This is a genomic window from Microbacterium sp. NPDC056044, from assembly GCF_042267145.1.
Lineage (GTDB): Bacteria > Actinomycetota > Actinomycetes > Actinomycetales > Microbacteriaceae > Microbacterium.
The window spans coordinates 349,927-372,462 of record NZ_JBHJWZ010000001.1; the positions used below are offsets into that span (position 1 = coordinate 349,927).

Here is a 22,536-nt window from a genome sequence, read left to right on the forward strand (position 1 = left end):
GATCGGCGAACGATCGCAGCGAAAGGCTTCAACGACTGTGCAGATCCTCGAGTTCGTCCTGCAGGTGCTTCTCGGCATCACGAGTCTCCTGCTGACTCTCCTCATCCTGCTCCACAAGGGGCGCGGCGGCGGGCTGTCCGACATGTTCGGCGGCGGCATGACGTCGGCCCTCGGCTCCTCGGGCCTCGCTGAGCGCAACCTCAACCGATTCACGGTGGTCCTCGCCCTGGTGTGGTTCGCCTCGATCGTCGCGCTCGGCCTGATCACGAAGTTCCAGGCCCTCTGATGGCCACCGGAGGCAACGCGATCCGCGGCACCCGCGTCGGTGCCGGTCCGATGGGCGAGCAGGACCACGGCTTCCACGCCGAGCGCGTGGCCGTCTCGTACTGGGACGCCCTCGGCAACGAGACCGTCCGCTACTTCGCGGCGGGCATCCCCGAAGAAGAGATCCCCGACACGATCGACTCGCCCCACTCGGGTCTGCCGGCCGGCCGCGACAAGGAGAACCCTCCCGCCGTCGCGAAGACCGAGCCGTACAAGACACACCTCGCGTACGTGAAGGAGCGCCGCACCGAGGAAGAGGCCGAGAACCTCCTCGACGACGCCCTCAAGCAGCTGCGCGAGCGGCGCGGCCAGGACTGAGTCGTACCAGAGACATACGAGAAGAGCGGATGCTGCAGCATCCGCTCTTCTCGTATGTCCGGGGGTCGTCCGCCGAGGCGGGTCAGTACTCCCGGTCGATGAGGTCCGGCGGCACCTGGGCCGCGGCGGCCTGGTCGACGAAGAACGTCGTGCGCTTGCGGCCCTTCGCGCCGGCGGCGGGCACGCTCGCGTAGCTCGCGCCGGCGAGGGCGAGTCCGAGGGCGGCCGCCTTGTCGGGACCGGCGAGGACCAGCCAGACGCGCTTCGAGCTGTTGATCACCGGGCGCGTCATGGTGATGCGCTCGGACGGCGGCTTGGGGGCGTCGCGCACCGGAACCACCGAACGGTCCGTGATCTGGATCTCGGGGTGATCGGGGAACAGCGACGCGATGTGCCCGTCCGGTCCGACGCCCAGGAAGCAGACGTCGAACGACGGCCACGCGCCCTCCCTGCCCGGGAAGCGCGCCAGATCTTCGGCGTAGGCGGCGGCCGCGGCATCGAGGTCGACGCCGTCGCCGCTTCCGAGCGCGGCGTGGATGTTCTCGGCCGGGATGTCGAGCCCGTCGAGGAACGCCTCACGCGCTTGGCGGTCGTTGCGGTCGGCGTGACCGGCGGGGACGAAGCGCTCGTCGCACCACCAGAAGTGCACGCGTGACCAGTCGATGCTCTGCGCACGGGGAGCGCGCGCCGCGGCGCCGAGCACCGCGGCGGCCATCCAGCCACCGGTCAGCGCGACGTGGGCGAGCTTGCCCTCGTCGACGCGCGCGGCGACGCGACGCAGGAAGCGAGGCGCGACCGACTCGGCGAGGGCGACGGGATCGGGACTGATGATGACGCGTTTCTCGGCCCAGCCCTCAGGCATCCTGCGTCCTGTCCGTCACCCGCGCACCGCTCATCAGGCCTGCGTCTCCTTCGTCACCGGAGGGTCGAGCAGCTCCCAGCCCTCGGTGATGACTCGACCATACAGGACGTCCGGGTCGAGCCGACGAAGCTCCTCTGCGAGGCATTCCCGCAGCGTCCGGCGGGGGAATGCGAGGTCGTGCGTCGGCTGTCCCGGCTGCGTGAGGATCGCGACGCCGGGCGTCGGGCGCTCGAGGAGCACCTCGCCGCTCGGGCGCACGAGGGCGACGGACTTGATGCCGTGCGGCCACTCCTCGGCGTCGAGATACGCCCAGTCGACCGGCACATCCAGGGTGAGCCGCAGCCAGGCGGCGAGGAGCGCGGTGGACGGCGAATCCGACGCCCCGCGCACGCGGACGCCCACGACCGGCTCGTACGGCGGCTGGTCGAGGATCGCCGCCAGCTGCTCGCGCCAGCGCGTCAGGCGCGTCCAGGCGAGGTCGGTGTCGCCCGGCGCGTACTGGTCGCCGAGGTCGGCGACCCAGGCCGACGGATCCGACTTGGTCGCAGCATCCGTGATCCGTCGCTGGGCGATGCGGCCGATCGACGTCTTCGAGATGTGGTCGGGGGTCCGGTTGGGCCACCACACCACCACGGGCGCGTCCGGGAGCAGGAGCCCGGTGACGAGGCTCTCGAGGTTCGAGCGGCCGGCGTCGCCGAACGCGCGGAGCGTGACGACCTCGCTCGCACCGGCGTCGCCGCCGACACGGATCTGCGCGTCGAGACGGGAGTCGCCGTCGCCGCTGTCGGGGATCATGAGCACGATGACGCGCATCGGGTGCTCGCGGGACGCGTCGTTCGCTGCCTCGATCACCTCTTCGACGGCGCCTTCGCGGGTCAGGATGACGAGCGTCAGCACGCGGCCGAGCGCGACCGCCCCACCCTCCTCGCGCACGTTGACGAGCGCACGGGAGATCTTGCTGACGGTGGTGTCGGGAAGGTCGACGATCACGGGCGCCTCCAGGTGCGACCATCGCGGGCGAGCATCTCGTCCGCGGAATCCGGGCCCCACGACCCGGGCGAGTACTGTTCGACCGGTCCGCCCTGGGCATCCCAGAACTTCTCGATCGGGTCGAGGATCTTCCACGAGAGCTCGACCTCTTCATGCCGCGGGAACAGCGGCGGGTCGCCGAGGAGCACGTCGAGGATGAGGCGCTCGTAGGCTTCGGGGCTCGCCTCGGTGAACGCGTGGCCGTAGCCGAAGTCCATCGTGACGTCGCGCACCTGGGCGCCGGCGCCGGGCACCTTGGAGCCGAAGCGGATCGTCACGCCCTCGTCGGGCTGGACGCGGATCACGAGGGCGTTCTGGCCCTGGCCCGAGGTCTGGCTGCGCGAGAACAGCAGCTCGGGGGCGCGCTTGAACACCACGGCGATCTCGGTGACGCGACGGCCGAGGCGCTTGCCGGTGCGCAGGTAGAACGGCACGCCGGCCCAGCGGCGCGTGTTCACCTCGAGCGTGACGGCGGCGTAGGTCTCGGTCGTGGACTGCGGGTTCATGCCGTCTTCCTCGAGGAAGCCGAGCACCTTCTCGCCGCCCTGCCAGCCGCCGGCGTACTGGCCGCGCGCGGTCGAACGTGCGAGGTCGGCCGGGAGGGTGACGGCGGCGAGCACCTTCTCCTTCTCGGCGCGGAGGTCCTTCGCGTCGAACGAGATGGGCTCCTCCATCGCGGTGAGCGCCATGAGCTGCAGCAGGTGGTTCTGGATGACGTCGCGCGCGGCGCCGACACCGTCGTAGTAGCCGGCACGGCCGCCCACGCCGATGTCCTCGGCCATCGTGATCTGCACGTGGTCGACGTAGTTGCGGTTCCAGATCGGCTCGTACAGCTCGTTCGCGAAGCGCAGCGCCAGGATGTTCTGGACCGTCTCCTTGCCGAGGTAGTGGTCGATGCGGAAGATCGAGTCCGTCGGGAACGCCGAGCGCAGCACGTCGTTGAGTGCCCGTGCCGACTCCTGGTCGTGACCGAACGGCTTCTCGATGACCACGCGGCGCCAGCGGTCGGGCTGATCGGCGGTGTCGTCGACGAGGCCCGACGACTTCAGCTGCTCCGCCACGAGGGGGAACGCCTTCGGCGGGATCGACAGGTAGTACGCGTGATTGCCCATCGTGCCGCGCTCGGTGTCGAGCTTGTCGACGGTGTCTTTCAGACGGCGGAAGGCGTCCGGGTCGTCGAATTCGCCCGAGACGAAGCGGATGCCCTGGAGCAGCTGCTGCCACGTCTCGTCGCGGAACTCGGTGCGCGCGTGCTGGCGCACCGCGTCGTAGACGACCTTGGCGAAGTCCTGGTCCTCCCAGTCGCGCCGCGCGAAGCCGACGAGCGCGAAGCCCGGAGGCAGCAGCCCTCGGTTGGCGAGGTCGTAGACGGCGGGCATGAGCTTCTTGCGGGAGAGGTCTCCCGTGACGCCGAAGATGACGAGCGCACTCGGGCCGGCGATGCGGTTGAGGCGACGGTCTTCGGGGTCGCGCAGCGGGTTGTGCCCGCGCGAGATCTCGACGGTCATGTGGGGATCGAACTCCTACTGTGCCGCTTCGAAGAGCGAGAGCACTTCGATCTGGGGGTCGGTGAGGGTCAGGGTCACGACGGGACGGCCGTGGCCTTCGGCGAGCACGGCCGCGTCGCCCGCGGCCTGCGCCTGGATCAGCTGGCCGAACGTGAACGGCCGGCCGGGGATCTCGAGGTCGACGTCGGTCTGCTCGAGGATCTGCAGGAACACCCCGTTGGCGGGTCCACCCTTGTGGAACTGGCCCGTCGAGTGCAGGAACCGCGGTCCCCAGCCGAACGTGGCCGGGCGCCCGGAGTCCGCGGCGACGAGCTCGCGCAGGCCAGAGAGCTGGCCCAGCTCGAGGCGGTTGACGTACGCCTGGATCGCGACGTAGCCGTCCTCGGGAAGGCGCGCCCACAGGGCGTCGAGCACACCGGCGACCGTTCCGGACGCGGCGAGCTCGGGGTCCGAGACGCGCACCTCGACGCCCTCCACGGCGAACGACGGGGCGGTGGGCTCGGGACGCGCATCGAGCAGGCCCCGCGCCGCGACCTTGGCGGACTCGACGTCGGGCTGGTCGAACGGGTTGATGCCGAGCATCCGCCCCGCGATCGCCGTCGCGTACTCCCACACCACGAACTGCGCACCCAGAGAGCCGCTCACGAGGATCTCGCCCTCGTGGTGCTCGAACAGGTGGAACTTCTTGGCCTCGTCGACGAAGCGCACGATCTGGAGATCTGCGGGCTTCGCGTCGAGCTCGGGGGAGACCGGGAGGAGGACGACGGGCAGGATGCCGGTGCCCTCCTTGCCCGTCGACTCGGCGACGAGCTGCTCGATCCAGTCCAGCAGGCCGACGATGTGCGTGCCGTCGGTGATGAGGCCGAGCTTGTCCTTACGGGGCTCGCCTCCGGCGATCGCCGCCGCGAGCACGAGCGCGGGGTTGTCGGGGCTGTCGATCGAGACCTCGAGCAGCGACGCCTCGGCCTCGTCGAGGAGCTCCGAGATGTCGGCGCCCGCGAGACCCGCCGGCACGAGGCCGAACGCGGTCAGCGCCGAGTAGCGGCCACCCACCGTCGGGTCGGCGTTGAACACCGTGTACCCGTCGGCGCGAGCTTCCTGCTCCAGCGGCGAGCCCGGGTCGGTCACGACGATGATCCGCTCGGCCGGGTCGATCCCGAGGTCGCGGAACGCCGCCTCGAACGCGCGCTTGGCCGAATCCGTCTCTACGGTCGATCCCGACTTCGACGACACCACGAGCGCGGTGCGCGTGAGGTCGCCGGCCTGCGCGTCGCCGTCGATCGCGGCGAGCACCTGGCCGGGCGCGGTCGAGTCGAGGATCGTGAGCGGCACTCCGGCCGTCTGCGCGATCACCTCGGGCGCGAGCGACGAGCCGCCCATGCCCGCGAGCACGATCCGGGTCACGTTGCGCGCGTGCAGACGCTCGCGCAGCGCCAGGATCTCGGGCACGAGCGGGCGCGAGACGCTGACGGCCTCGGTCCACCCGAGCCGACGGGATGCCTCGTCCTCCGCCTCGGGACCCCACAGCGACGAGTCGCCGCCGGTGATCCCCGACGCCACCAGGCGCGCGACGAGCCCGGGCAGCGTCGCCTCGACGACGGACTTGACGTGCCCCGACAGGTGGATGTCGAAGCTCATCGGGTGGCCTGGAGTGCGTCCTCGAGCGCCGTCTTCACGGTGCCCTGCAGGTCGTGCCAGGAGGCGATGAACTTGCTCACGCCCTCGTCCTCGAGCACCTGCGTGACGTCGGCGAAGTCGACGCCGACGGCGGCGAGGTCGGCGAAGACCTTGTGCGCGGCCTCGTAGGTGCCGGTCACCGTGTCGCCCGCGATCTGGCCGTGGTCGAAGGTGGCCTCGAGGGTCTTCTCCGGCATCGTGTTGACGGTGCCGGGGGCGACGAGCTCGGTGACGTACAGCGTGTCGGGGAGGTTCGGGTCCTTGACGCCGGTCGAGGCCCACAGCGGACGCTGGGCGTTGGCCCCGGCCGCCGTCAGCGCCTTGGCGCGGTCGGTCGCGAACTCCTTCTCGAACAGCTCGTACGCGAGGCGCGCGTTCGCGACGCCGGCGAGCGACTTCAGGCCCTCGGCCTCGTCGGTGCCGATGGCGGCGAGACGCTTGTCGACCTCGGTGTCCACGCGCGAGACGAAGAACGACGCGACGGAGTGGATCTCGGAGATGTCGTGGCCGTTGGCCTTCGCCTGCTCGATGCCCGCGAGGAACGCCTCGATGACCTCGGCGTAGCGCTCCAGGCTGAAGATCAGCGTGACGTTGACCGAGATGCCCTCGGCGAGCACCGCGGTGATGGCCGGAAGGCCGGCCTTCGTCGCGGGGATCTTGATGTGGACGTTGGGGCGGTCGACCTTCGCCCACAGCTCCTTGGCCTGCGCGATGGTCGCGTCGGTGTCGTGGGCGAGGTCGGGGGAGACCTCGATCGACACGCGGCCGTCCACACCGTTCGTGGCGTCGTAGACGGGACGGAAGATGTCGGCCGCGTCGCGCACGTCGTCGGTGGTCGCCGCGAAGATCGCGTCGTCGACCGAAGCGCCCGCCTTCGCGAGCTCGCCGATCTGGTCGGCGTACGCGTGTCCGCCGCCGCCGATCGCGCCCTGGAAGATCGTCGGGTTCGTCGTGACGCCCGAGACGTTGCGGGTCGAGATGAGCTCGGTCAGGTTGCCCGAGGTGATGCGCTCGCGCGACAGGTCGTCGAGCCAGATGCTCACGCCTTCGGCGACCAGCTTCTCAGTGGGGGTGCTCATTCTGCCTTCTCCTCGTGCTTACTTCGCCGTTGCGAGTTCGAGTGCTGCCGCGGCCGCGAGGGACTCGCGGGCGGCCTCGACGACGTGCTCGGCGGTGATGCCGAACTTCTGGAACAGGGTCTTGTAGTCGGCCGACGCACCGAAGTGGTCGATGGCGACCGAGCGGCCGGCGTCGCCGACGATGCCGCGCCACGTCAGCGCGGAGCCGGCCTCGACCGACACGCGCGCCTTGACGGCGGCGGGCAGCACCTTCTCGCGGTACGCGGCGTCCTGCTCGTCGAACCACTCCAGCGACGGGGCCGACACGACGCGGGCGTTGACGCCCTCGGCGACGAGGGTCTCGCGGGCGGCGACCGCCAGCTGCACCTCGGAGCCGGTCGCGATGAGGATCACGTCGGGGGTGCCGTTCGGCGCCTCGGCGAGGATGTACGCGCCCTTGGCGACGCCGTCGGTCGACGCGAACACGTCGCCTTCGGCCTCGCCCTCACCGCGCGCGAACACCGGGATGTTCTGGCGGGTCAGCGCGATGCCCGAGGGACCGCCCTGACGGCGGACGATCTCGAGCCACGCGGCCGAGGTCTCGTTCGCGTCAGCGGGGCGCACCACGGTGAAGTTCGGGATGGCGCGCAGCGTCGCGAGCTGCTCGACCGGCTGGTGAGTCGGGCCGTCCTCGCCGAGCGCGACGGAGTCGTGCGTCCACACGAAGATCGACGGGATGTCCATCAGCGCGGCCAGACGCACCGACGGGCGCATGTAGTCGCTGAAGATGAGGAACGTGCCGCCGAACGGACGGGTCGGGCCGTGCAGCTTGATGCCGTTGACGATCGCGCCCATGGCGTGCTCGCGGATGCCGAAGTGCAGCACGCGGCCGTACGGGTCGCCCGACCACTCGTGGGTCGACCACTCGGCCGGGATGAACGACTTCGCGTCCTTGATCGTGGTGAGGTTCGACTCGGCGAGGTCGGCCGAGCCGCCCCACAGCTCGGGCAGCACGGCGGCCAGCGCGTTGATGACCGTGCCCGACGCGGCGCGCGTCGAGACGTCCTTGCCGGCTTCGAACGAGGGGAGAGCGGATGCCACGTCCTCGGGCAGATCGCCGGCCTCGAGACGGTCGAACAGCGCCTTGCGCTCCGGGTTCGCCGCCGCCCAGGCGTCAAACGAGGTCTGCCAGACGGCGCGCTCCTCGGCGGCGCGGCCCTTCAGCGCACGCGTGTGGGCGATGACGTCGTCGGCGACGACGAAGTTCTGCTCGGGGTCGAAGCCGAGGACCTTCTTCGTCGCGGCGAGCTCGTCGCCGCCGAGCGCGGAGCCGTGGATCTTGCCGGTGTTCTGCTTGCCCGGCGACGGCCAGCCGATGATGGTGCGCAGGATGATGAGCGACGGCTTGGCCGTCTCGCCCTTCGCGGCCTCGAGCGCGCCGTAGAGCTCGGCGACGTCCTCGACGTACTCGCCGGTCTTCTTCCAGTCCACGACCTGCACGTGCCAGCCGTACGCCTCGTAGCGCTTGGCGACATCCTCGGTGAACGCCACGTTCGTGTCGTCCTCGATGGAGATCTGGTTCGAGTCGTAGATCGCGATCAGGTTGCCGAGCTCCTGGTGGCCGGCAAGGCTCGACGCCTCGGAGGTGACGCCCTCCTGCAGATCGCCGTCGCCGGCGATCACATAGGTGTAGTGGTCGAACGGCGAGGTGCCCGCGGCGGCGTCCGGATCGAACAGGCCGCGCTCGTAACGGGCCGCGTACGCGAAGCCGACCGCCGAGGCGAGGCCCTGGCCCAGCGGGCCCGTGGTGATCTCGACGCCCTTGGTGTGGCCGTACTCGGGGTGACCCGGGGTCAGCGAGCCCCAGGTGCGCAGCGCCTTGAGGTCGTCGAGCTCGAGCCCGAATCCACCCAGGTACAGCTGCACGTACTGGGTGAGCGACGAGTGGCCGGCCGACAGGATGAACCGGTCGCGTCCGACCCAATGGGTGTCCGTGGGATCGTGGCGCAGCACACGCTGGTACAGCAGGTACGCCGCCGGCGCCAGGCTCATCGCGGTGCCCGGGTGGCCGTTGCCCACCTTCTCCACCGCGTCCGCTGCCAGGACGCGGGCGGTGTCCACCGCGCGCCGATCGATCTCATCCCAACGCAGTTCCGACACCGGGCCGCCTTTCTGTGGAGTGCGCCCAAGAATGTGGCCGGCTCGCGGCCCTTGTCCGGATGGAGAAGGGGGAATCGGCGACGGGCGCGCGTGTCTCTCAGCATAGCGAAGGGGCATACCGCCCAGGCCATGCGAGCCGTCTATGTGACAGAGTCTTGCGAAGCCCGGGTCGCCGCCGGTGACATCGCGGTGTCGCGGGAGTCACGTTCTGCTCACGCCGCGGGACCACCCGATGTGATCCCTCCGTTTCGGCGGCGTCGCCGAAACGGCCCGTGTGCCGGTGCCCGCCCGCGGGCGGGGTGCGACACGCCGATGCCCTAGACTTGGGGGGATTCTGCAGGCAGCGATTGCGGGGGCCATGGACAGCACGAAAACGGCCGGGACCGAGGCATCCGTCGACGGATCCCGCCGGGCTCCGCAGAGCTTCGGCCGCACCGTCCGCGCGTACATCGCGCTGATGAAGCCGCGCGTGCTCGAGCTGCTGCTGGTCACGACCGTGCCGGTCATGATCCTCGCGCAGGGCGGCTTCCCTGATGTGTGGCTGGTCGTCGCGACCGTCATCGGCGGCACCGCGAGCGCCGGCTCCGCCGCCGCGTTCAACATGTACCTCGACCGCGACATCGACGCGCACATGCAGCGCACGGTGAACCGTCCTCTCGTCACCGGCGAGGTCTCGCCGCGCGGCGCGCTGATCTTCGCGTGGTCGCTCGCGGTGTTCTCGACCGTGTGGCTGTGGCTCACCACGAACTGGCTGGCGGCGACGCTGTCGGCCGCCGCCATCTTCTTCTACGTCGTGATCTACACGATGATCCTCAAGCGCCGCACCGAGCAGAACATCGTCTGGGGCGGCATCGCAGGCTGCTTCCCGGTGCTGATCGGCTGGACCGCGGTGACCGGCTCGCTCGCGTGGCCGCCCGTCATCCTGTTCACGCTCGTGTTCCTCTGGACGCCGCCGCACTACTGGCCGCTCTCGATGAAGTACAAGGACCAGTACGAGAACGTCGACGTGCCCATGCTCGGCGCGACGCGCGCCGGCTCGCAGGTGGGCCTCCAGGTGATCCTGTACGCGTGGGCCACCGTCGTGTGCTCGCTGCTGCTGATCCCCGTCGCCGACATGGGCCTCGTCTACACGGTGTCGTCGCTGGTCTTCGGCGGTTGGTTCATCTACGAGTCGCACGTGCTCTACAACCGCGCCGTGCGCGGCACCGAGCCGCGCCCGATGCGCGTGTTCCACGCCTCGATCACGTACCTCACGCTGCTGTTCGTTGCGATCGCGGTCGACCCGCTGCTCCCGTTCTGACCTCGGGTCGGGCCCGTCCCACTTTCGCCGGCACCACAGAGTCGGAGATCGACACCGACGCGGGCGAGCTGCGCCTGGTACATCCGACCTCCCGCTGATCTCCGACTCTGTGGTGGGGGACAGGTTCCTCCACACGGGTCGCTCGGCCCGGGTTGCCCACAGCTCTGACCGGACGCCCGCATCGCGTCCGCAGCGGGGGTCATGCTGGCGTGGTGAACGACCGCAGCGCACGAGCCGCCGAACGGGTGGCGCGCAGCGCGCGCGAGATCGTGCGCTCCGTACGGCTGCACGGTGGCATCGCGCGTGCGACCACCCTCCAGCGTGAGGGGTATTCGCGTCACTACCTGCGGCTCGCGATCCAGCAGGGGGCGCTCCGGCGGGTGGCACGGGACTGGGTCGCTGTTCCGGATGCCGACGCCGAGCTGGTCGCCGCGGCCCGGGGTGGCGCGGTCCTGACGTGCGTCTCTGCGGCTCGGCGCGCGGGGCTGTGGGTCCTCACCGAGGACCGGCCGCACGTCGCGGTCAAGCCGCACGCGCGCGGCGGGAGAGCGGGAACGGCAGCCGTCCATTGGGCCGAACCGCTCGTGCCGCGGCATCCCGACGCGCTGGTGGACCCGATCGAGAACGTGCTCGCCCTCGTCGCGGCGTGCCGGCCGCGGGAGGAGGCGCTCGCGATCTGGGAGTCGGCACTGCGGCAGGACCTGGTCGACCGTGCGCAGCTGGATCGGCTGCCGCTGCCCGCCGCGGCGCGTGCGATACGGGAAGAGGCGCAGGCGTTCGCCGACTCGGGCCTCGAGACGATCTTCGCCACCAGGCTGCGATGGCTCGGAGTGCGGATCCTGGCGCAGATCTGGATCCTGGGGCACCCCGTCGACCACCTCATCGGAGACCGGCTCGTCGTGCAGATCGACGGTGGGCACCATGTCGGGCCCCAGCGCGAGGCGGACATCGCCCACGATGCCGTTCTTCGGCTGAGCGGCTACACGGTGTTCCGCTTCGGGTATCACCAGCTGCTCTCGGACTGGCCCTTCGTGCAGGCGACGATCATGCAGGCGATCGCGCAGGGCCTGCATCGCGCGTCGTGACGTCGCGCGCCCGGCCGTGGTGCGGCCCCTCCACGCGCGCCACGAAGTCGGAGATCAACACGGAGTCGGTGCGCGCCGGTGTCTGCGCACCGGTTCTGTGGCGATCTCCGACTTCGTGGTGCCGCACGACGGGGATACGCGAGAGGCCGCCCGGCGAACCGGGCGGCCTCTCGCGTCGTGCGCGCTTCGTCAGCGAGCGGCGACGGTCCCCACGCCTTCTCCACGCGCCGCTGACGCGTCGCGCGGAGCCTCCGGGCGCGTGGGCCCAGCCTCGGCCTCGGCGTCGGCCGGCTCCTCAGCCGCCGCGGGCGCGGCGTCGGTCGTCGCCTTCGGGGCCTCGGGCGCCTCGAGGGCGGTCTCGGCCTCGGAGCTCCAGTCGATGGGCTCGACGACCTCGACCGGCGGGTGCGGGCGGAGCGTCGAGAGGGCGGCGACGCCGAGCGCCAGCAGGATGCCGATGACGCCGGCGCCGATGAGGATCGAGCCGAGCTGGGCGATCGACTGGCCGACGTAGACGTCGACGCCGGTCGCGCTGCCGTCGGTCAGCGTCGTGGTCATCGTGCCGAGCTTGTCGGTGGTGATGTACCAGCCGCCGGCGATCGTCGCCGCGGAGACGGCGACGAGGCCCCAGAACGGGATGCTGCGGGTGAGACGGGGACGGGTGGACATGTGTCGATCACTCCTCGGGATGCGCGACCCCGGTGGTCGCGGCATCCCACCATGGCAAACCAGTCCGTGCGGCGCCAATCGGGTTGCTATGGATCAGCTGTGCGCGACCTCGGCCGCCGGCGCCTTCAGGCGGAGGATGACGACCGTCATCGTCGCCGCAGCGAGCGCCGCGAGCACCATGTGCACGCCCACCGCGAGCTCGGGCAGGCCGTTGCGCGCCTGGTACAGGCCCACCGCGATCTGCACGAACTCGACGGCGAGCAGGATGAGGGTCCAGCGGAACAGCAGCGGGGCGGCCGCGCGGACGCGCCAGCCCGCCACGACCAGCGCCACAGTGAGGGCGAACAGCGCGTAGCCCGGCCACGCGTGGACGTGCTCGAGCAGCTCGGCGTTGAAGCCGTTGCGGCCGGCCGCGGCGTCGCCCGAGTGCGGCCCGGCTCCGGTGGTCAGCACGCCGAACGCGATCGTGAGCGCCATCGCGAGCGTCGTGACGTGCGCGAGGATCGCGTGCCAGCGCGGCACCACGAGCGTGCGGGGCCCGGCGGGCTGCGACATCCGCACCAGGAACGCGGCGGTGACGCACACCAGCGCCAGGGACGAGACGTAGTGGAAGCCGACGATGAAGGGGTTGAGGCCGGTGAGGACGGTGATGCCGCCGACGATCGCCTGCGCGCCGACGCCGCCGAGCACGATGACCGCGAGCACGTAGAGGTCGCGCCGCTCCGTGCGGATCTTCAGGACCAGCACGAGGACGATCGCCGCGAGGATGCCCACGAGGCCGGTCAGCGTGCGGTTGCCGAACTCGATGATGCCGTGGATGCCCATCTCGGGGATCGGCACGAGCGACTCCGGGGTGCAGAGGGGCCAGGTGGGGCAGCCGAGGCCCGAGCCGGTGAGGCGCACCGCACCGCCGGTCGCGATGATCGTCACCTCGGCGATGAACGACAGCCACGCGAACACGCGGATCCGGCCGTCGACGCGGTCGGGGAGCCACCGCCAGAAGCGCTGCCAGATTCCCGGGGCGGTGGTCGTGGACTGCGGCGCGGACATGCTGGGGGTGCCTCCTGGCAGAGGCTCCACGTGCTGCGCGTGACGAACGGGGCGCGTCCGCGGCGGGGTGGAGCCTGTAGAATCGAGGGGTCGGTTGCGCACGCACTTGCAGCGCCGCGCACCACTGACAGTCTAGGCGCGATGATCGGCGCCGCTTGAGAGGGCCCGAGAAGCGGCATCCCCCCTCCGGTATCTCCACCGGAGAACACGGATGCCGGGACGGATGACACCGCCAGGGCCCGGAGGAGAACGTGACGATGTCTGATGTGCTGATCGATCGCCCTGAGCTGGAAGGCCTGGGCGTCTACGAGTTCGGCTGGCACGATGCCGACGCCGCGGGAGCGAGCGCCAGGCGCGGCCTGAGCGACCTCGTGGTCCGCGACATCTCGGCTCTGAAGGCCGAGCCGGAGTGGATGCTCAAGACCCGCCTCAAGGGCCTGCAGCTCTTCGAGCGCAAGCCGATGCCCACGTGGGGCGCGGATCTCAGCGAGATCGACTTCGACAACATCAAGTACTTCGTGCGGTCGACGGAGAAGCAGGCGGGCTCCTGGGAGGAGCTGCCCGAAGACATCCGCAACACGTACGAGAAGCTCGGCATCCCCGAGGCGGAGCGTCAGCGCCTCGTCGCCGGTGTGGCCGCCCAGTACGAGTCCGAGGTCGTGTACCACCAGATCCGCGAGGACCTGGAGGAGCAGGGTGTCATCTTCATGGACACCGACACCGCCCTCCGCGAGCACCCCGAGTTCTTCGAGGAGTATTTCGGCACCGTGATCCCCGCGGGCGACAACAAGTTCGCCGCGCTCAACACGGCGGTGTGGTCGGGCGGCTCGTTCGTCTACGTGCCGCCGGGCGTTCACGTCGAGATCCCGCTGCAGGCCTACTTCCGCATCAACACCGAGAACATGGGCCAGTTCGAGCGGACCCTCATCATCGCCGACGAGGGCTCGTACGTGCACTACATCGAGGGCTGCACCGCCCCGATCTACAAGAGCGACTCGCTGCACTCGGCCGTCGTCGAGATCATCGTGAAGAAGAACGCCCGCGTGCGCTACACGACGATCCAGAACTGGTCGAACAACGTCTACAACCTCGTCACCAAGCGCGCCGTCGCGCACGAGGGCGCGACGATGGAGTGGATCGACGGCAACATCGGGTCGAAGGTCACGATGAAGTACCCGTCCATCTTCCTGATGGGCGAGCACGCCAAGGGCGAGACCCTCTCGGTCGCCTTCGCGGGCCCCGGTCAGCACCAGGACGCCGGCGCGAAGATGATCCACATGGCGCCGTACACGCAGTCGTCGATCGTCTCGAAGTCGATCGCCCGCGGCGGCGGCCGCGCCGGCTACCGCGGCGAGGTCCGCGTCGACGCCAACGCGCACCACAGCGCCAACACCGTGCGCTGCGACGCGCTGCTGGTCGACACGATCTCGCGCTCCGACACGTACCCAGCCATCGACATCCGCGTCGACGATGTGCAGCTCGGCCACGAGGCCACGGTCTCGAAGGTCAGCGAGGAGCAGCTCTTCTACCTGATGAGCCGCGGCATGCCCGAAGACGAGGCCATGGCCATGATCGTGCGCGGCTTCATCGAGCCGATCGCGCGGGAGCTGCCCATGGAGTACGCGCTCGAACTCAACAAGCTCATCGAGATGGGCATGGAAGGATCCGTCGGCTAGATGAGCCCCGTCACCTCGGCCCCCACCGTTCCCGGCGCGAAGGGCCACACCGATGGCGCCGGTGCTTTCGTGCCCGTGCAGACCCGCTCCGAGCGACCCTGGTCGTTCGACCCGACCGCCTTCGACGTGCCCACGGGCCGCGAGGTCAACTGGAAGCACACGCCGATCGCCCAGCTGAAACCCCTGTTCACCGATGAGCCCGGACCCCACGGCGTCATCGAGGTCGACGTCGCAGGCCCCGAGGCGCTCGTCCAGGAGCGCCTGCTCGTGGGCGCCGCGCCCCGCGGCGAGGTCTTCCAGCCCGAAGACCTGCCCAGCGCGATCGCGTGGAAGCAGGAGACCGAGGCGCCGCTGCTGCGCATCCCGGCCGGCGCGGAGTTCTCCGAGCCGATCGTCGTGTCGCTGAAGGGCACCGCCGGTCTCGCGCACGCCCACGTCGTGATCGAGGCGCAGGCGAACTCCCATGCGACGGTGGTCTTCCGCCACACCGGCACCGCGCACCACGCGCAGAACGTCGAGATCATCGTCCGCGAGGGCGCCCACCTCGAGCTGGTCACCGTGCAGCGCTGGGACGACGACGCCGTGCACGTCTCGTCCCACCAGGCCCGCGTCGACCGGGATGCGACCCTCCGCCACGTCGTCGTCAGCTTCGGCGGCGGCGTCGTGCGGGTGAACCCGAGTGTCGAGCTCGCCGGCACCGGTTCGCGCGCCGAGCTCTACGGCCTCAGCTACTCCGACTCGGGGCAGCACCTCGAGAGCCAGGTGTACCTGCACCACAAGGGCGCCGAGACCTCCGGCGACGTGCTGTACAAGAGCGCCCTGCAGGGCGCCGCCGCCCGCACGGCCTGGATCGGCGACGTCCTCATCGGACCGGATGCCGTCGGCACCGACTCGTACGAGGCCAACCGCAACCTCGTCCTCACCGAGGGCGCGCGCGCCGAGTCGATCCCGAACCTCGAGATCGAGACGGGCGACATCCGCGGCGCCGGCCACGCGAGCGCGACGGGTCGATTCGACGACGAGCAGCTCTTCTACCTGCAGGCGCGCGGCATCCCCGAGGACGAGGCGCGACGCCTGGTCGTGCTCGGCTTCCTCGCCGAGATCGTGCAGAAGATCGGTGTCGAAGACCTCGAGGCGGAGCTGTTCGCCGCGATCGAGGAAGAACTCGCCAAGGAGGCCGGCCTGTGACCGCTCAGCGCGTGTGCGCCCTCAGCGACCTCGTCCAGGACGAGGCCACCCGGGTCGAGGTGGACGGCGTCGCGATCGCCGTCGTGCTCGACTCCAACGGCGAGGTCCACGCGATCGGCGACGTCTGCACGCACGGCGACATCTCGCTGTCGGAGGGTTTCGTCGACGGTGAGACGCTGGAGTGCTGGGCCCACGGCTCGGCGTTCTCGCTGCGCACCGGCAAGCCCCTCAATCTCCCCGCGTACGAGCCGGTCCCGGTCTTCGCGGTCACCGTCGACGGCGATGACGTGCTCATCGACGCGACCGTCAAGCTCGAAGTGAACTGAAGAAGGTACTGAAGAATGTCTGTTCTCGAGATCCGCGACCTCCACGTGACGGTCGAGACGGATGCCGGCACCACGCCGATCCTCAATGGTCTGACGCTCACGATCCGCACGGGTGAGACCCACGCGATCATGGGCCCCAACGGCTCGGGCAAGTCGACGCTCGCGTACACGATCGCCGGCCACCCCAAGTACAACGTGACGAGCGGCTCGATCACGCTCGACGGCGAGGACGTCCTCGAGATGTCGGTCGACGAGCGTGCGCGCGCGGGCCTGTTCCTCGCGATGCAGTACCCGGTCGAGATCCCGGGCGTCACCGTCACCAACTTCCTGCGCACCGCGAAGACGGCGATCGACGGCGAGGCGCCCTCGATCCGCACGTGGACGAAGGACGTCAAGGCGTCGATGAAGAACCTCCGCATGGACCCGAAGTTCGCGTCGCGCAACGTCAACGAGGGCTTCTCGGGCGGCGAGAAGAAGCGCCACGAGATCCTCCAGCTCGAGCTGCTCAAGCCGCAGATCGCCGTGCTCGACGAGACCGACTCCGGCCTCGACGTCGATGCGCTGAAGATCGTCTCGGAGGGCGTCAACCGCGCCAAGGCGGAGACCGACCTCGGCGTGCTGCTCATCACGCACTACACGCGCATCCTCCGCTACATCCACCCCGACTACGTGCACGTGATGGTGAACGGGCGCATCGTCGAGGAGGGCGGCCCCGAGCTCGCCGATCGCCTCGAGGACGAGGGCTACGACCGCTTCCTGCCCGCGGGCGAAGAGGAGTCGGCCGAGGCCCCCGTCGCCAGCGAAGCGTAGGATCGACGCTATGACGGCGACGCTCACCCCTGAGAAGTACGACGAGGTGACCGAGGCTCTCAAGGACGTGATGGACCCCGAGCTCGGGATCAACGTCGTCGACCTCGGCCTCATCTACGACCTCGCGTGGGACGACGAGAACGACGCGCTGGTCATCCACATGACCCTCACGTCGGCGGGCTGCCCGCTCACCGACGTGCTCGAGGAGCAGACGGCTCAGGCCCTCGACGACATCGTCGAGCGGTTCCGCATCAACTGGGTGTGGATGCCGCCGTGGGGTCCGGAGCGCATCACCGACGACGGGCGCGACATGATGCGCGCCCTCGGCTTCGCGATCTGACACCTGCGCGACGCCTTCGGGTCGTTGACGCGGGCGGGCGGGCGTGTGCCACACTCGGCCTATGCCGGGGAAGCTGAGACGTGTCGTGTCCGCGGTCGGCGCTGCCGGCCTGATCGTTGCGGCGGTGACGGGTTGCACCTTCGCGGAGGCCTCCTCCGCGCCGACGCCGAACCCCGCGCCGACGGTGAACCCGGACCCGGGCGCTGACGCGCTGGCGACGGTCACGCGCGCCCAGGTCGACGCGGCGGTCGACGACCTGGCTGCCTCGGTGGAGACGGCGATGGATGCCTCGGGCACACCCGGGATCGCCGTCGGCGTGGTGTATCAGGGCGAGGTGCTGTACGCCGACGGCTTCGGCGTGCGCGACCTCGACAGCGGCGACGCCGTCGACGCCGACACGGTGTTCCCGCTCGCGTCGGTGTCGAAGTCGATCGGCGCGAGCGTCGTCGCGCGCGCCGTCGACGAGGGCTACGTCTCGTGGGACACCCCGCTGGCCGAGCACCTGGACGGCTTCACCCTGTCGGACCCGTACGTCGGCTCGCACGTGACGATCGCCGACATGTATGCGCACCGGTCGGGGCTCTACAAGCACGCGGGCGATGAGCTCGAGGAGATCGGCTTCGACCGCGCGACGATCCTCGAGCGGCTGGGTCTGATCCCGCTCGCGCCGTGGCGTGCCACTTACGCGTACGGCAACTTCGACATCACGGCGGCCGGTGAGGCGGTCGCGACCGCGGCCGGCGAGGATTGGGCAGACCTGTCGGACCGGCTGGTCTACGAGCCGCTCGGCATGACGTCGACGAGCTCCCGGTACGCCGAGCTCGAGTCGCGCGACAACCGCGCGCTCGGACACATGCAGCTGGACGGCGAGTGGGTCGTCACACCGGATCAGCGCCAGCCCGACCAGCAGTCCCCGGCGGGCGGCGTCAGCTCGAGCGTCACCGACCTCACGACGTGGCTGTCGATGCTGCTGGCGAGCGGCGAGCACGACGGGGAGCCCTTCATCGAGGCGTCCTCGCTCCTTCCCGCCATGTCGCCGCAGATCGTGGGATCGCCGCCGACCTCGCTCGGGGCGCGGGCCGGCTACTACGGGTACGGATTCAACGTCGGAACGACGGCCGGGGGACTGGTCGACGTCAACCACTCCGGGGCGTTCCTCCTGGGCACGGGCACCGTGTTCAAGCTGCTGCCGGGCGCGGGTCTCGGCATCGTCGTGCTGTCGAACGCGTCCGCCAACGGCGTGCCCGAGGGCATCGCCGCGCGCTTCCTCGACATCGCGCAGTACGGCGCCGAACGCCGTGACTGGCTGCCGCTGTTCATGCAGGTCTTCGCGGGGGAGTCGGCGCCCTTCGGCTCGCTCGTCGGCGAGACGGCGCCGACGGATCCCGATCCGGCGCAGGCCCTCGAGGCCTACACGGGGGAGTACGGCAACGACTACTTCGGTCCTGCCACCGTCGCGCTGGTCGGCGACGAGCTCCAGCTCTCGCTCGGGCCCACCGGCCGGTGGGCGCTCGAACACTGGTCGGGCGACGAGTTCGTCTTCCGCCCGTTCAGCGAGAACGCGCCGCCGGGGTCGATCTCCACGGCGACGTTCGACGGCGGCACGCTCGTGCTCGAGTACTTCGATCAGCACGACCTCGGCACCTTCACACGGTGACTCACTCGGCGGCGCCGCGCCGCCGGATCGGTAGGGTCGAGGGGTGAGCGTCACCCCCCTTCGAGCCCTGCCCATCGACGAGCTGCGTCAGCGCACGAGCACGAAGTGGCGCAAGTACGGGGAGGACGTCCTGCCGTTCTTCGTCGCCGAGACGGACTACGCGCTGGCACCGGCGATCACCGAGGTGCTGACGCGTGCTGTGCAGCTCGGCGACACGGGCTACACCCCGCCCGAGCCGGGTGTGCGGGAGGCGTTCGCCGGCTTCGCCGATCGCCGCTGGGGCTGGACCGTGGACCCCTCGCACGTCTTCTGGACCGGCGACGTGATGATGGGCGTCGTCGAGATCCTGCGCCGGGTGATCGATCCCGGCGACCGCGTGGTCGTGATGCCGCCGGTGTACCCGCCGTTCTACGACACCGTGGAGGAGGCGGGCGGGGTCGTGGAGCGCGTGCCGCTCCTCGCGACCGGTGCCGGGTGGGATATCGATCTCGCGGGCGTCGAAGCCGCCCTCGCAGCGGGGGCGCGGTCGGTCCTGCTGTGCAACCCCCACAACCCCACCGGCACGGTGCACGCGCCCGACACGCTCGCGGCCCTCGCCGACATCGCGGAGCGCTTCGGCGCGACTGTCGTCAGCGACGAGATCCACGGCCCGCTCACCTACGCCACGAAGCCGTTCACGCCGTTCCTCACGGCGTCGCCGGCCGCGGGGCGCGTCGGCTACGCCGTCACGAGCGCGAGCAAGACGTTCAACCTCGCCGGCCTCAAGTGCGCGGTGATGATCGCGGGCGGCGACGCCCAGGCCAAGGTGCTGCGCTCCCTGCCGTGGGAGGTGGAATGGCGCACCGGCCTGTTCGGGGCGCTGTCGAACGTCGCCGCCTACTCCGCCGACAGCGACGAGTGGCTGGCGAGCCTGCTCGCGGCCCTCGACGCCAACCGGCTGCTGCTGGCCGAACTGCTCGCCGAGCAGCTGCCGGAGGCGCGCTACCTTCCGCCCGACGCCGGGTTCCTCGCGTGGGTCGACCTCTCCGCCTACGGCTGGGGTGACAACCCGGCCGTCAAGGTGCTGCGCGACGCGAAGGTGGCGCTGCACCACGGGCCGCTGTTCGGCGCCGAGGGCAAGGGCTTCGTGCGCATCAACTTCGGCTGCGACCCCGACCTGCTCCGCGAGGCGGTGGAGCGCGTCGGCGCCCTGGCGCGCTCGTGACCGCCGAGCCCGGCTCCGCCCCGGCCACCGGGGTCTGGCAGGGCCGCTTCCTGTGGGTGACGGTCGGCGCCGTCGCGCTCATCTTCCTGGCGGCGATGCAGTCGCTCGCCGTCACGACGGTGATGCCGGTCGTGAGCGCGGATCTCGACGGCGAGCGTCTCTACGCCGTGGCCTTCGCGGGAACCCTCGCGACGAGCGTCATCGGCATGGTCGCGGTCGGCGCCTGGTGCGACCGCGGCGGTGTGCTGGCCCCGCTCAGCACCGCGGTCGCGCTGTTCGTCGTCGGCCTCCTCATCGCGGGACTGGCGCTGACGATGCCGGCTCTGGTCGCCGGACGCCTGGTGCAGGGTCTCGGCACCGGCGGTCAGACGGTGGCCCTCTACGTCGTGGTCGCACGGGTGTATCCCGGCGCGATGCACGGGCGCGTCTTCGCGGCCTTCTCGGCGGCGTGGGTCGTCCCCTCCCTCATCGGGCCCTTCCTCGCCGGTGCGGTGACCGAGTTCCTGCACTGGCGCTGGGTGTTCCTCGGGGTCGCGGTGCTCACGGTCGTCGCCTTCGCGATGGTGGTCGCCCGTCTCCACGGTCTGCCGCTCGGCACCGACGAACCCGCGACCGGCCGGATCGCACCTCGCCTCGCGTGCGCGGTCGCGGTGGCCGTCGGCGCCCTCGGGCTGAGTCTCGCGGGCGAACTCGGGCCGTGGGCGTGGGCGGCGGTGGCAGCATCCGTCCTCGTCATCGCGCTGGCCTCACGACCGCTGCTGCCGCGCGGAACGCTCGTGGCCGCCCGGGGCCTGCCGAGCGTCGTGCTCATGCGCGGCCTCATCGCGGGAGCGCTGTTCGGCGCAGAGATCTACGTCCCGTACCTGCTGATCGACGGCTATGGGTTCTCGCCGACGTGGGCCGGGCTCGGGCTCACCGCCGCCGCGCTCGCGTGGGCGGTCGCCGCCGACGTGCAGGGGCGTGTCGGCGATCGGCTGGGCAACACCCGCATCACCCTCATCGGAACCGCGCTGCTCGTGACCGCGCTCGTCATCGGGGCGGCGACCGCGCTGCTCGCGCTGCCGGCCGCGGTGCTCATCGCGGGGTGGGGTCTCGCGGGCGGCGGCATGGGGCTCATGTACCCGCGCCTGACCGTGCTGACACTGGCGTACTCGACCCCGCAGAACCAGGGGTTCAATTCGTCGGCGCTGTCGATCTCGGACGCCGTCGGCTCGGCGTCGTCGATCGCGGTCATGGGTCTCGTCTTCACCGCACTGGTGGGGACGGATGCCGGCTTCCCTGCGGTGTTCGCGATCGCCGTGGTGCTCGCGCTCGGCGCGCTGGTGCCGGGCCTGAGGCTCGGTCACGCGCACGAGGCGACGCGACGAGGCTGAGCCGGCGGGGCTCAGTTCTCCGCTCGGCCCAGACGCCAGTAGCCCATGAACGCGACGGCGCGGCGGTCGACGCCGCGCTCGGTGACGAGGTGGCGGCGCAGGGCCTTGATCGCACCGGCCTCGCCGGCGAGCCACGCATAGAGGCGCGCGCTCTTCAGCGCCGCCCCGCCCTTGGCAGTGCGCGGCACCTCCCACAGGATGTCGGTGTCGATGTCGACCTCCTCGACGTCCGCGCCGGCGCCCGCGGGAACCAGTCGGGCCGCGGCATCCGTCACCGACTCCACGAGGTGCGCGTGACGCTCGCCGTCCGCGCGCGCGCCGATGCGGTACTCGAACCCGGGATGCTGCGGGAAGTAGGCGGCGTCGTCGGCGTGCGGCAGCTCGACCGCGACCACTCCGCTGGCGTCGCGGGGGAGCTGCTCGAGGATCGCGGCGATCGCAGGCGCCGCGGTCTCGTCGCCGGCGAGCAGGATCGAGTCGACGCGGGCAGGCGGCACGAAGTCGATGCCGAAGCTCACGCCGCTGTGGGCGGTGGTCGGCGCGAAGATGAGCACCTCGTCGCCCACCTGCGCGCGATCGATCCAGTCGGAGGCGGGGCCGATCACGTCATGCGAGACCATGTCGACGTCGACCTCGCTGAGGTGGTTGCGCACGTAACGCGTCGTGTAGGTGCGGAATGGCAGGCGCTGCTCCTCGGGCAGCTCGCGCCACTGCGTGTACCAGTCGTCGCCGAGGGGCATCGCGTCGAGGCCGAGTGTGCGCGTGGGGAACACGATCTTGATGCGCTGGTCGAGGCCGGGGTCGCCGTAGTCGGCGAGGTCGTCGCCGCCGAAGGTGAAGCGGCGGAAGCTGGGCGTGACATCGGCGATGGCCGTCACGCGCGCACGAAAGAAGCGGGAGGGCACGTCGGTGTCGGTCATCG

Annotated in this window: 21 protein-coding genes; 12 read left to right on the forward strand and 9 right to left on the reverse strand. The window is 70.6% G+C overall.

Translation table 11 applies throughout. The annotated features are described in order from the left end of the window. Positions 1-37: 37 nt before the first annotated feature. The gene (secG, locus tag ACFC1I_RS01610; protein ID WP_045298839.1) at positions 38-286 is read left to right on the forward strand and encodes a preprotein translocase subunit SecG; all 249 of its coding nucleotides are present in this window, start codon (positions 38-40) and stop codon (positions 284-286) included. Continuing rightward, on the forward strand, positions 286-642 hold the full coding sequence (locus ACFC1I_RS01615) for an RNA polymerase-binding protein RbpA (RefSeq protein ID WP_376006120.1): 357 nt from the start codon (positions 286-288) through the stop codon (positions 640-642). Before secG ends, ACFC1I_RS01615 begins: the two co-directional genes overlap by 1 nt. Before the next feature lie 82 nt (positions 643-724). Here ACFC1I_RS01615 and pgl read toward each other — a convergent pair whose 3' ends face one another. Genes pgl through tkt form a run of 6 tightly spaced genes read right to left on the reverse strand, consistent with a single transcriptional unit; the run spans position 725 to position 8,936 of the window. Continuing rightward, positions 725-1,504 (reverse strand): 6-phosphogluconolactonase, encoded by a 780-nt coding sequence (pgl, locus tag ACFC1I_RS01620; protein ID WP_376006122.1) that lies wholly within the window; start codon positions 1,502-1,504, stop codon positions 725-727. Between the two features lie 33 nt (positions 1,505-1,537). Continuing rightward, positions 1,538-2,494 (reverse strand): glucose-6-phosphate dehydrogenase assembly protein OpcA, encoded by a 957-nt coding sequence (locus ACFC1I_RS01625; protein ID WP_376006124.1) that lies wholly within the window; start codon positions 2,492-2,494, stop codon positions 1,538-1,540. Further along, entirely contained in the window at positions 2,491-4,041 is a 1,551-nt protein-coding gene (gene zwf / locus ACFC1I_RS01630) for a glucose-6-phosphate dehydrogenase (RefSeq protein ID WP_376006126.1), read from the reverse strand. Before zwf ends, ACFC1I_RS01625 begins: the two co-directional genes overlap by 4 nt. Positions 4,042-4,056: 15 nt before the next feature. Beyond that, positions 4,057-5,679 carry a glucose-6-phosphate isomerase gene (locus ACFC1I_RS01635; protein ID WP_376006127.1) on the reverse strand — a complete coding sequence of 541 codons (1,623 nt, stop codon included), beginning with the start codon at positions 5,677-5,679 and terminating at the stop codon, positions 4,057-4,059. Further along, positions 5,676-6,797 (reverse strand): transaldolase, encoded by a 1,122-nt coding sequence (gene tal, locus ACFC1I_RS01640; RefSeq protein ID WP_376006129.1) that lies wholly within the window; start codon positions 6,795-6,797, stop codon positions 5,676-5,678. Before tal ends, ACFC1I_RS01635 begins: the two co-directional genes overlap by 4 nt. An 18-nt stretch (positions 6,798-6,815) precedes the next feature. Then, positions 6,816-8,936: a transketolase gene (gene tkt / locus ACFC1I_RS01645; RefSeq protein ID WP_376006131.1), complete on the reverse strand. Its 2,121-nt coding sequence runs from the start codon at positions 8,934-8,936 to the stop codon at positions 6,816-6,818. 358 nt (positions 8,937-9,294) lie between these two features. On the opposite strand from tkt, the gene ACFC1I_RS01650 reads away from it, so the two are divergent. Both ACFC1I_RS01650 and ACFC1I_RS01655 read left to right on the forward strand, forming a co-directional pair. Next, on the forward strand, positions 9,295-10,236 hold the full coding sequence (locus ACFC1I_RS01650; protein ID WP_376006133.1) for a heme o synthase: 942 nt from the start codon (positions 9,295-9,297) through the stop codon (positions 10,234-10,236). Between the two features lie 212 nt (positions 10,237-10,448). Further along, the gene (locus tag ACFC1I_RS01655) at positions 10,449-11,321 is read left to right on the forward strand and encodes a DUF559 domain-containing protein (protein ID WP_376006135.1); all 873 of its coding nucleotides are present in this window, start codon (positions 10,449-10,451) and stop codon (positions 11,319-11,321) included. Between the two features lie 189 nt (positions 11,322-11,510). Here the strand turns inward: ACFC1I_RS01655 and ACFC1I_RS01660 are convergent, their stop codons facing one another. Together ACFC1I_RS01660 and ACFC1I_RS01665 are read right to left on the reverse strand one after the other, a co-directional pair. Next, positions 11,511-11,990: a dinucleotide-utilizing enzyme gene (locus ACFC1I_RS01660; RefSeq protein ID WP_376006136.1), complete on the reverse strand. Its 480-nt coding sequence runs from the start codon at positions 11,988-11,990 to the stop codon at positions 11,511-11,513. Positions 11,991-12,083: 93 nt separating this feature from the next. After that, the gene (locus ACFC1I_RS01665; protein ID WP_376006138.1) at positions 12,084-13,040 is read right to left on the reverse strand and encodes a heme A synthase; all 957 of its coding nucleotides are present in this window, start codon (positions 13,038-13,040) and stop codon (positions 12,084-12,086) included. A gap of 257 nt (positions 13,041-13,297) precedes the next feature. On the opposite strand from ACFC1I_RS01665, the gene sufB reads away from it, so the two are divergent. The 8 genes from sufB to ACFC1I_RS01705 all read left to right on the forward strand — a co-directional run bounded on the left by sufB (position 13,298) and on the right by ACFC1I_RS01705 (position 21,614). Continuing rightward, complete coding sequence (gene sufB / locus ACFC1I_RS01670) at positions 13,298-14,716, forward strand: Fe-S cluster assembly protein SufB (protein WP_376006140.1); 1,419 nt, start codon at positions 13,298-13,300, stop codon at positions 14,714-14,716. Next, positions 14,717-15,904 (forward strand): Fe-S cluster assembly protein SufD, encoded by a 1,188-nt coding sequence (sufD, locus tag ACFC1I_RS01675; RefSeq protein WP_376006142.1) that lies wholly within the window; start codon positions 14,717-14,719, stop codon positions 15,902-15,904. Continuing rightward, positions 15,901-16,230, forward strand: coding sequence for a non-heme iron oxygenase ferredoxin subunit (locus ACFC1I_RS01680; protein ID WP_376006144.1), 330 nt, complete (start codon positions 15,901-15,903; stop codon positions 16,228-16,230). The genes sufD and ACFC1I_RS01680 overlap by 4 nt, the downstream gene beginning before the upstream one ends. Before the next feature lie 15 nt (positions 16,231-16,245). Continuing rightward, the gene (sufC, locus tag ACFC1I_RS01685) at positions 16,246-17,040 is read left to right on the forward strand and encodes a Fe-S cluster assembly ATPase SufC (RefSeq protein ID WP_376006146.1); all 795 of its coding nucleotides are present in this window, start codon (positions 16,246-16,248) and stop codon (positions 17,038-17,040) included. A 10-nt stretch (positions 17,041-17,050) separates the two neighbouring features. Then, positions 17,051-17,380 (forward strand): metal-sulfur cluster assembly factor, encoded by a 330-nt coding sequence (locus tag ACFC1I_RS01690; protein WP_045298811.1) that lies wholly within the window; start codon positions 17,051-17,053, stop codon positions 17,378-17,380. Positions 17,381-17,465: 85 nt separating this feature from the next. Further along, a complete protein-coding gene (locus ACFC1I_RS01695; protein WP_376006147.1) occupies positions 17,466-19,037 on the forward strand; it encodes a serine hydrolase in 1,572 nt (523 codons plus the stop codon). Positions 19,038-19,080: 43 nt separating this feature from the next. Then, positions 19,081-20,241, forward strand: coding sequence for a MalY/PatB family protein (locus ACFC1I_RS01700; RefSeq protein WP_376006148.1), 1,161 nt, complete (start codon positions 19,081-19,083; stop codon positions 20,239-20,241). Continuing rightward, positions 20,238-21,614 (forward strand): MFS transporter, encoded by a 1,377-nt coding sequence (locus ACFC1I_RS01705; protein ID WP_376006149.1) that lies wholly within the window; start codon positions 20,238-20,240, stop codon positions 21,612-21,614. The genes ACFC1I_RS01700 and ACFC1I_RS01705 overlap by 4 nt, the downstream gene beginning before the upstream one ends. Positions 21,615-21,625: 11 nt before the next feature. Here the strand turns inward: ACFC1I_RS01705 and ACFC1I_RS01710 are convergent, their stop codons facing one another. Further along, the gene (locus ACFC1I_RS01710; protein WP_376006150.1) at positions 21,626-22,534 is read right to left on the reverse strand and encodes a siderophore-interacting protein; all 909 of its coding nucleotides are present in this window, start codon (positions 22,532-22,534) and stop codon (positions 21,626-21,628) included. Positions 22,535-22,536 lie beyond the last annotated feature (2 nt).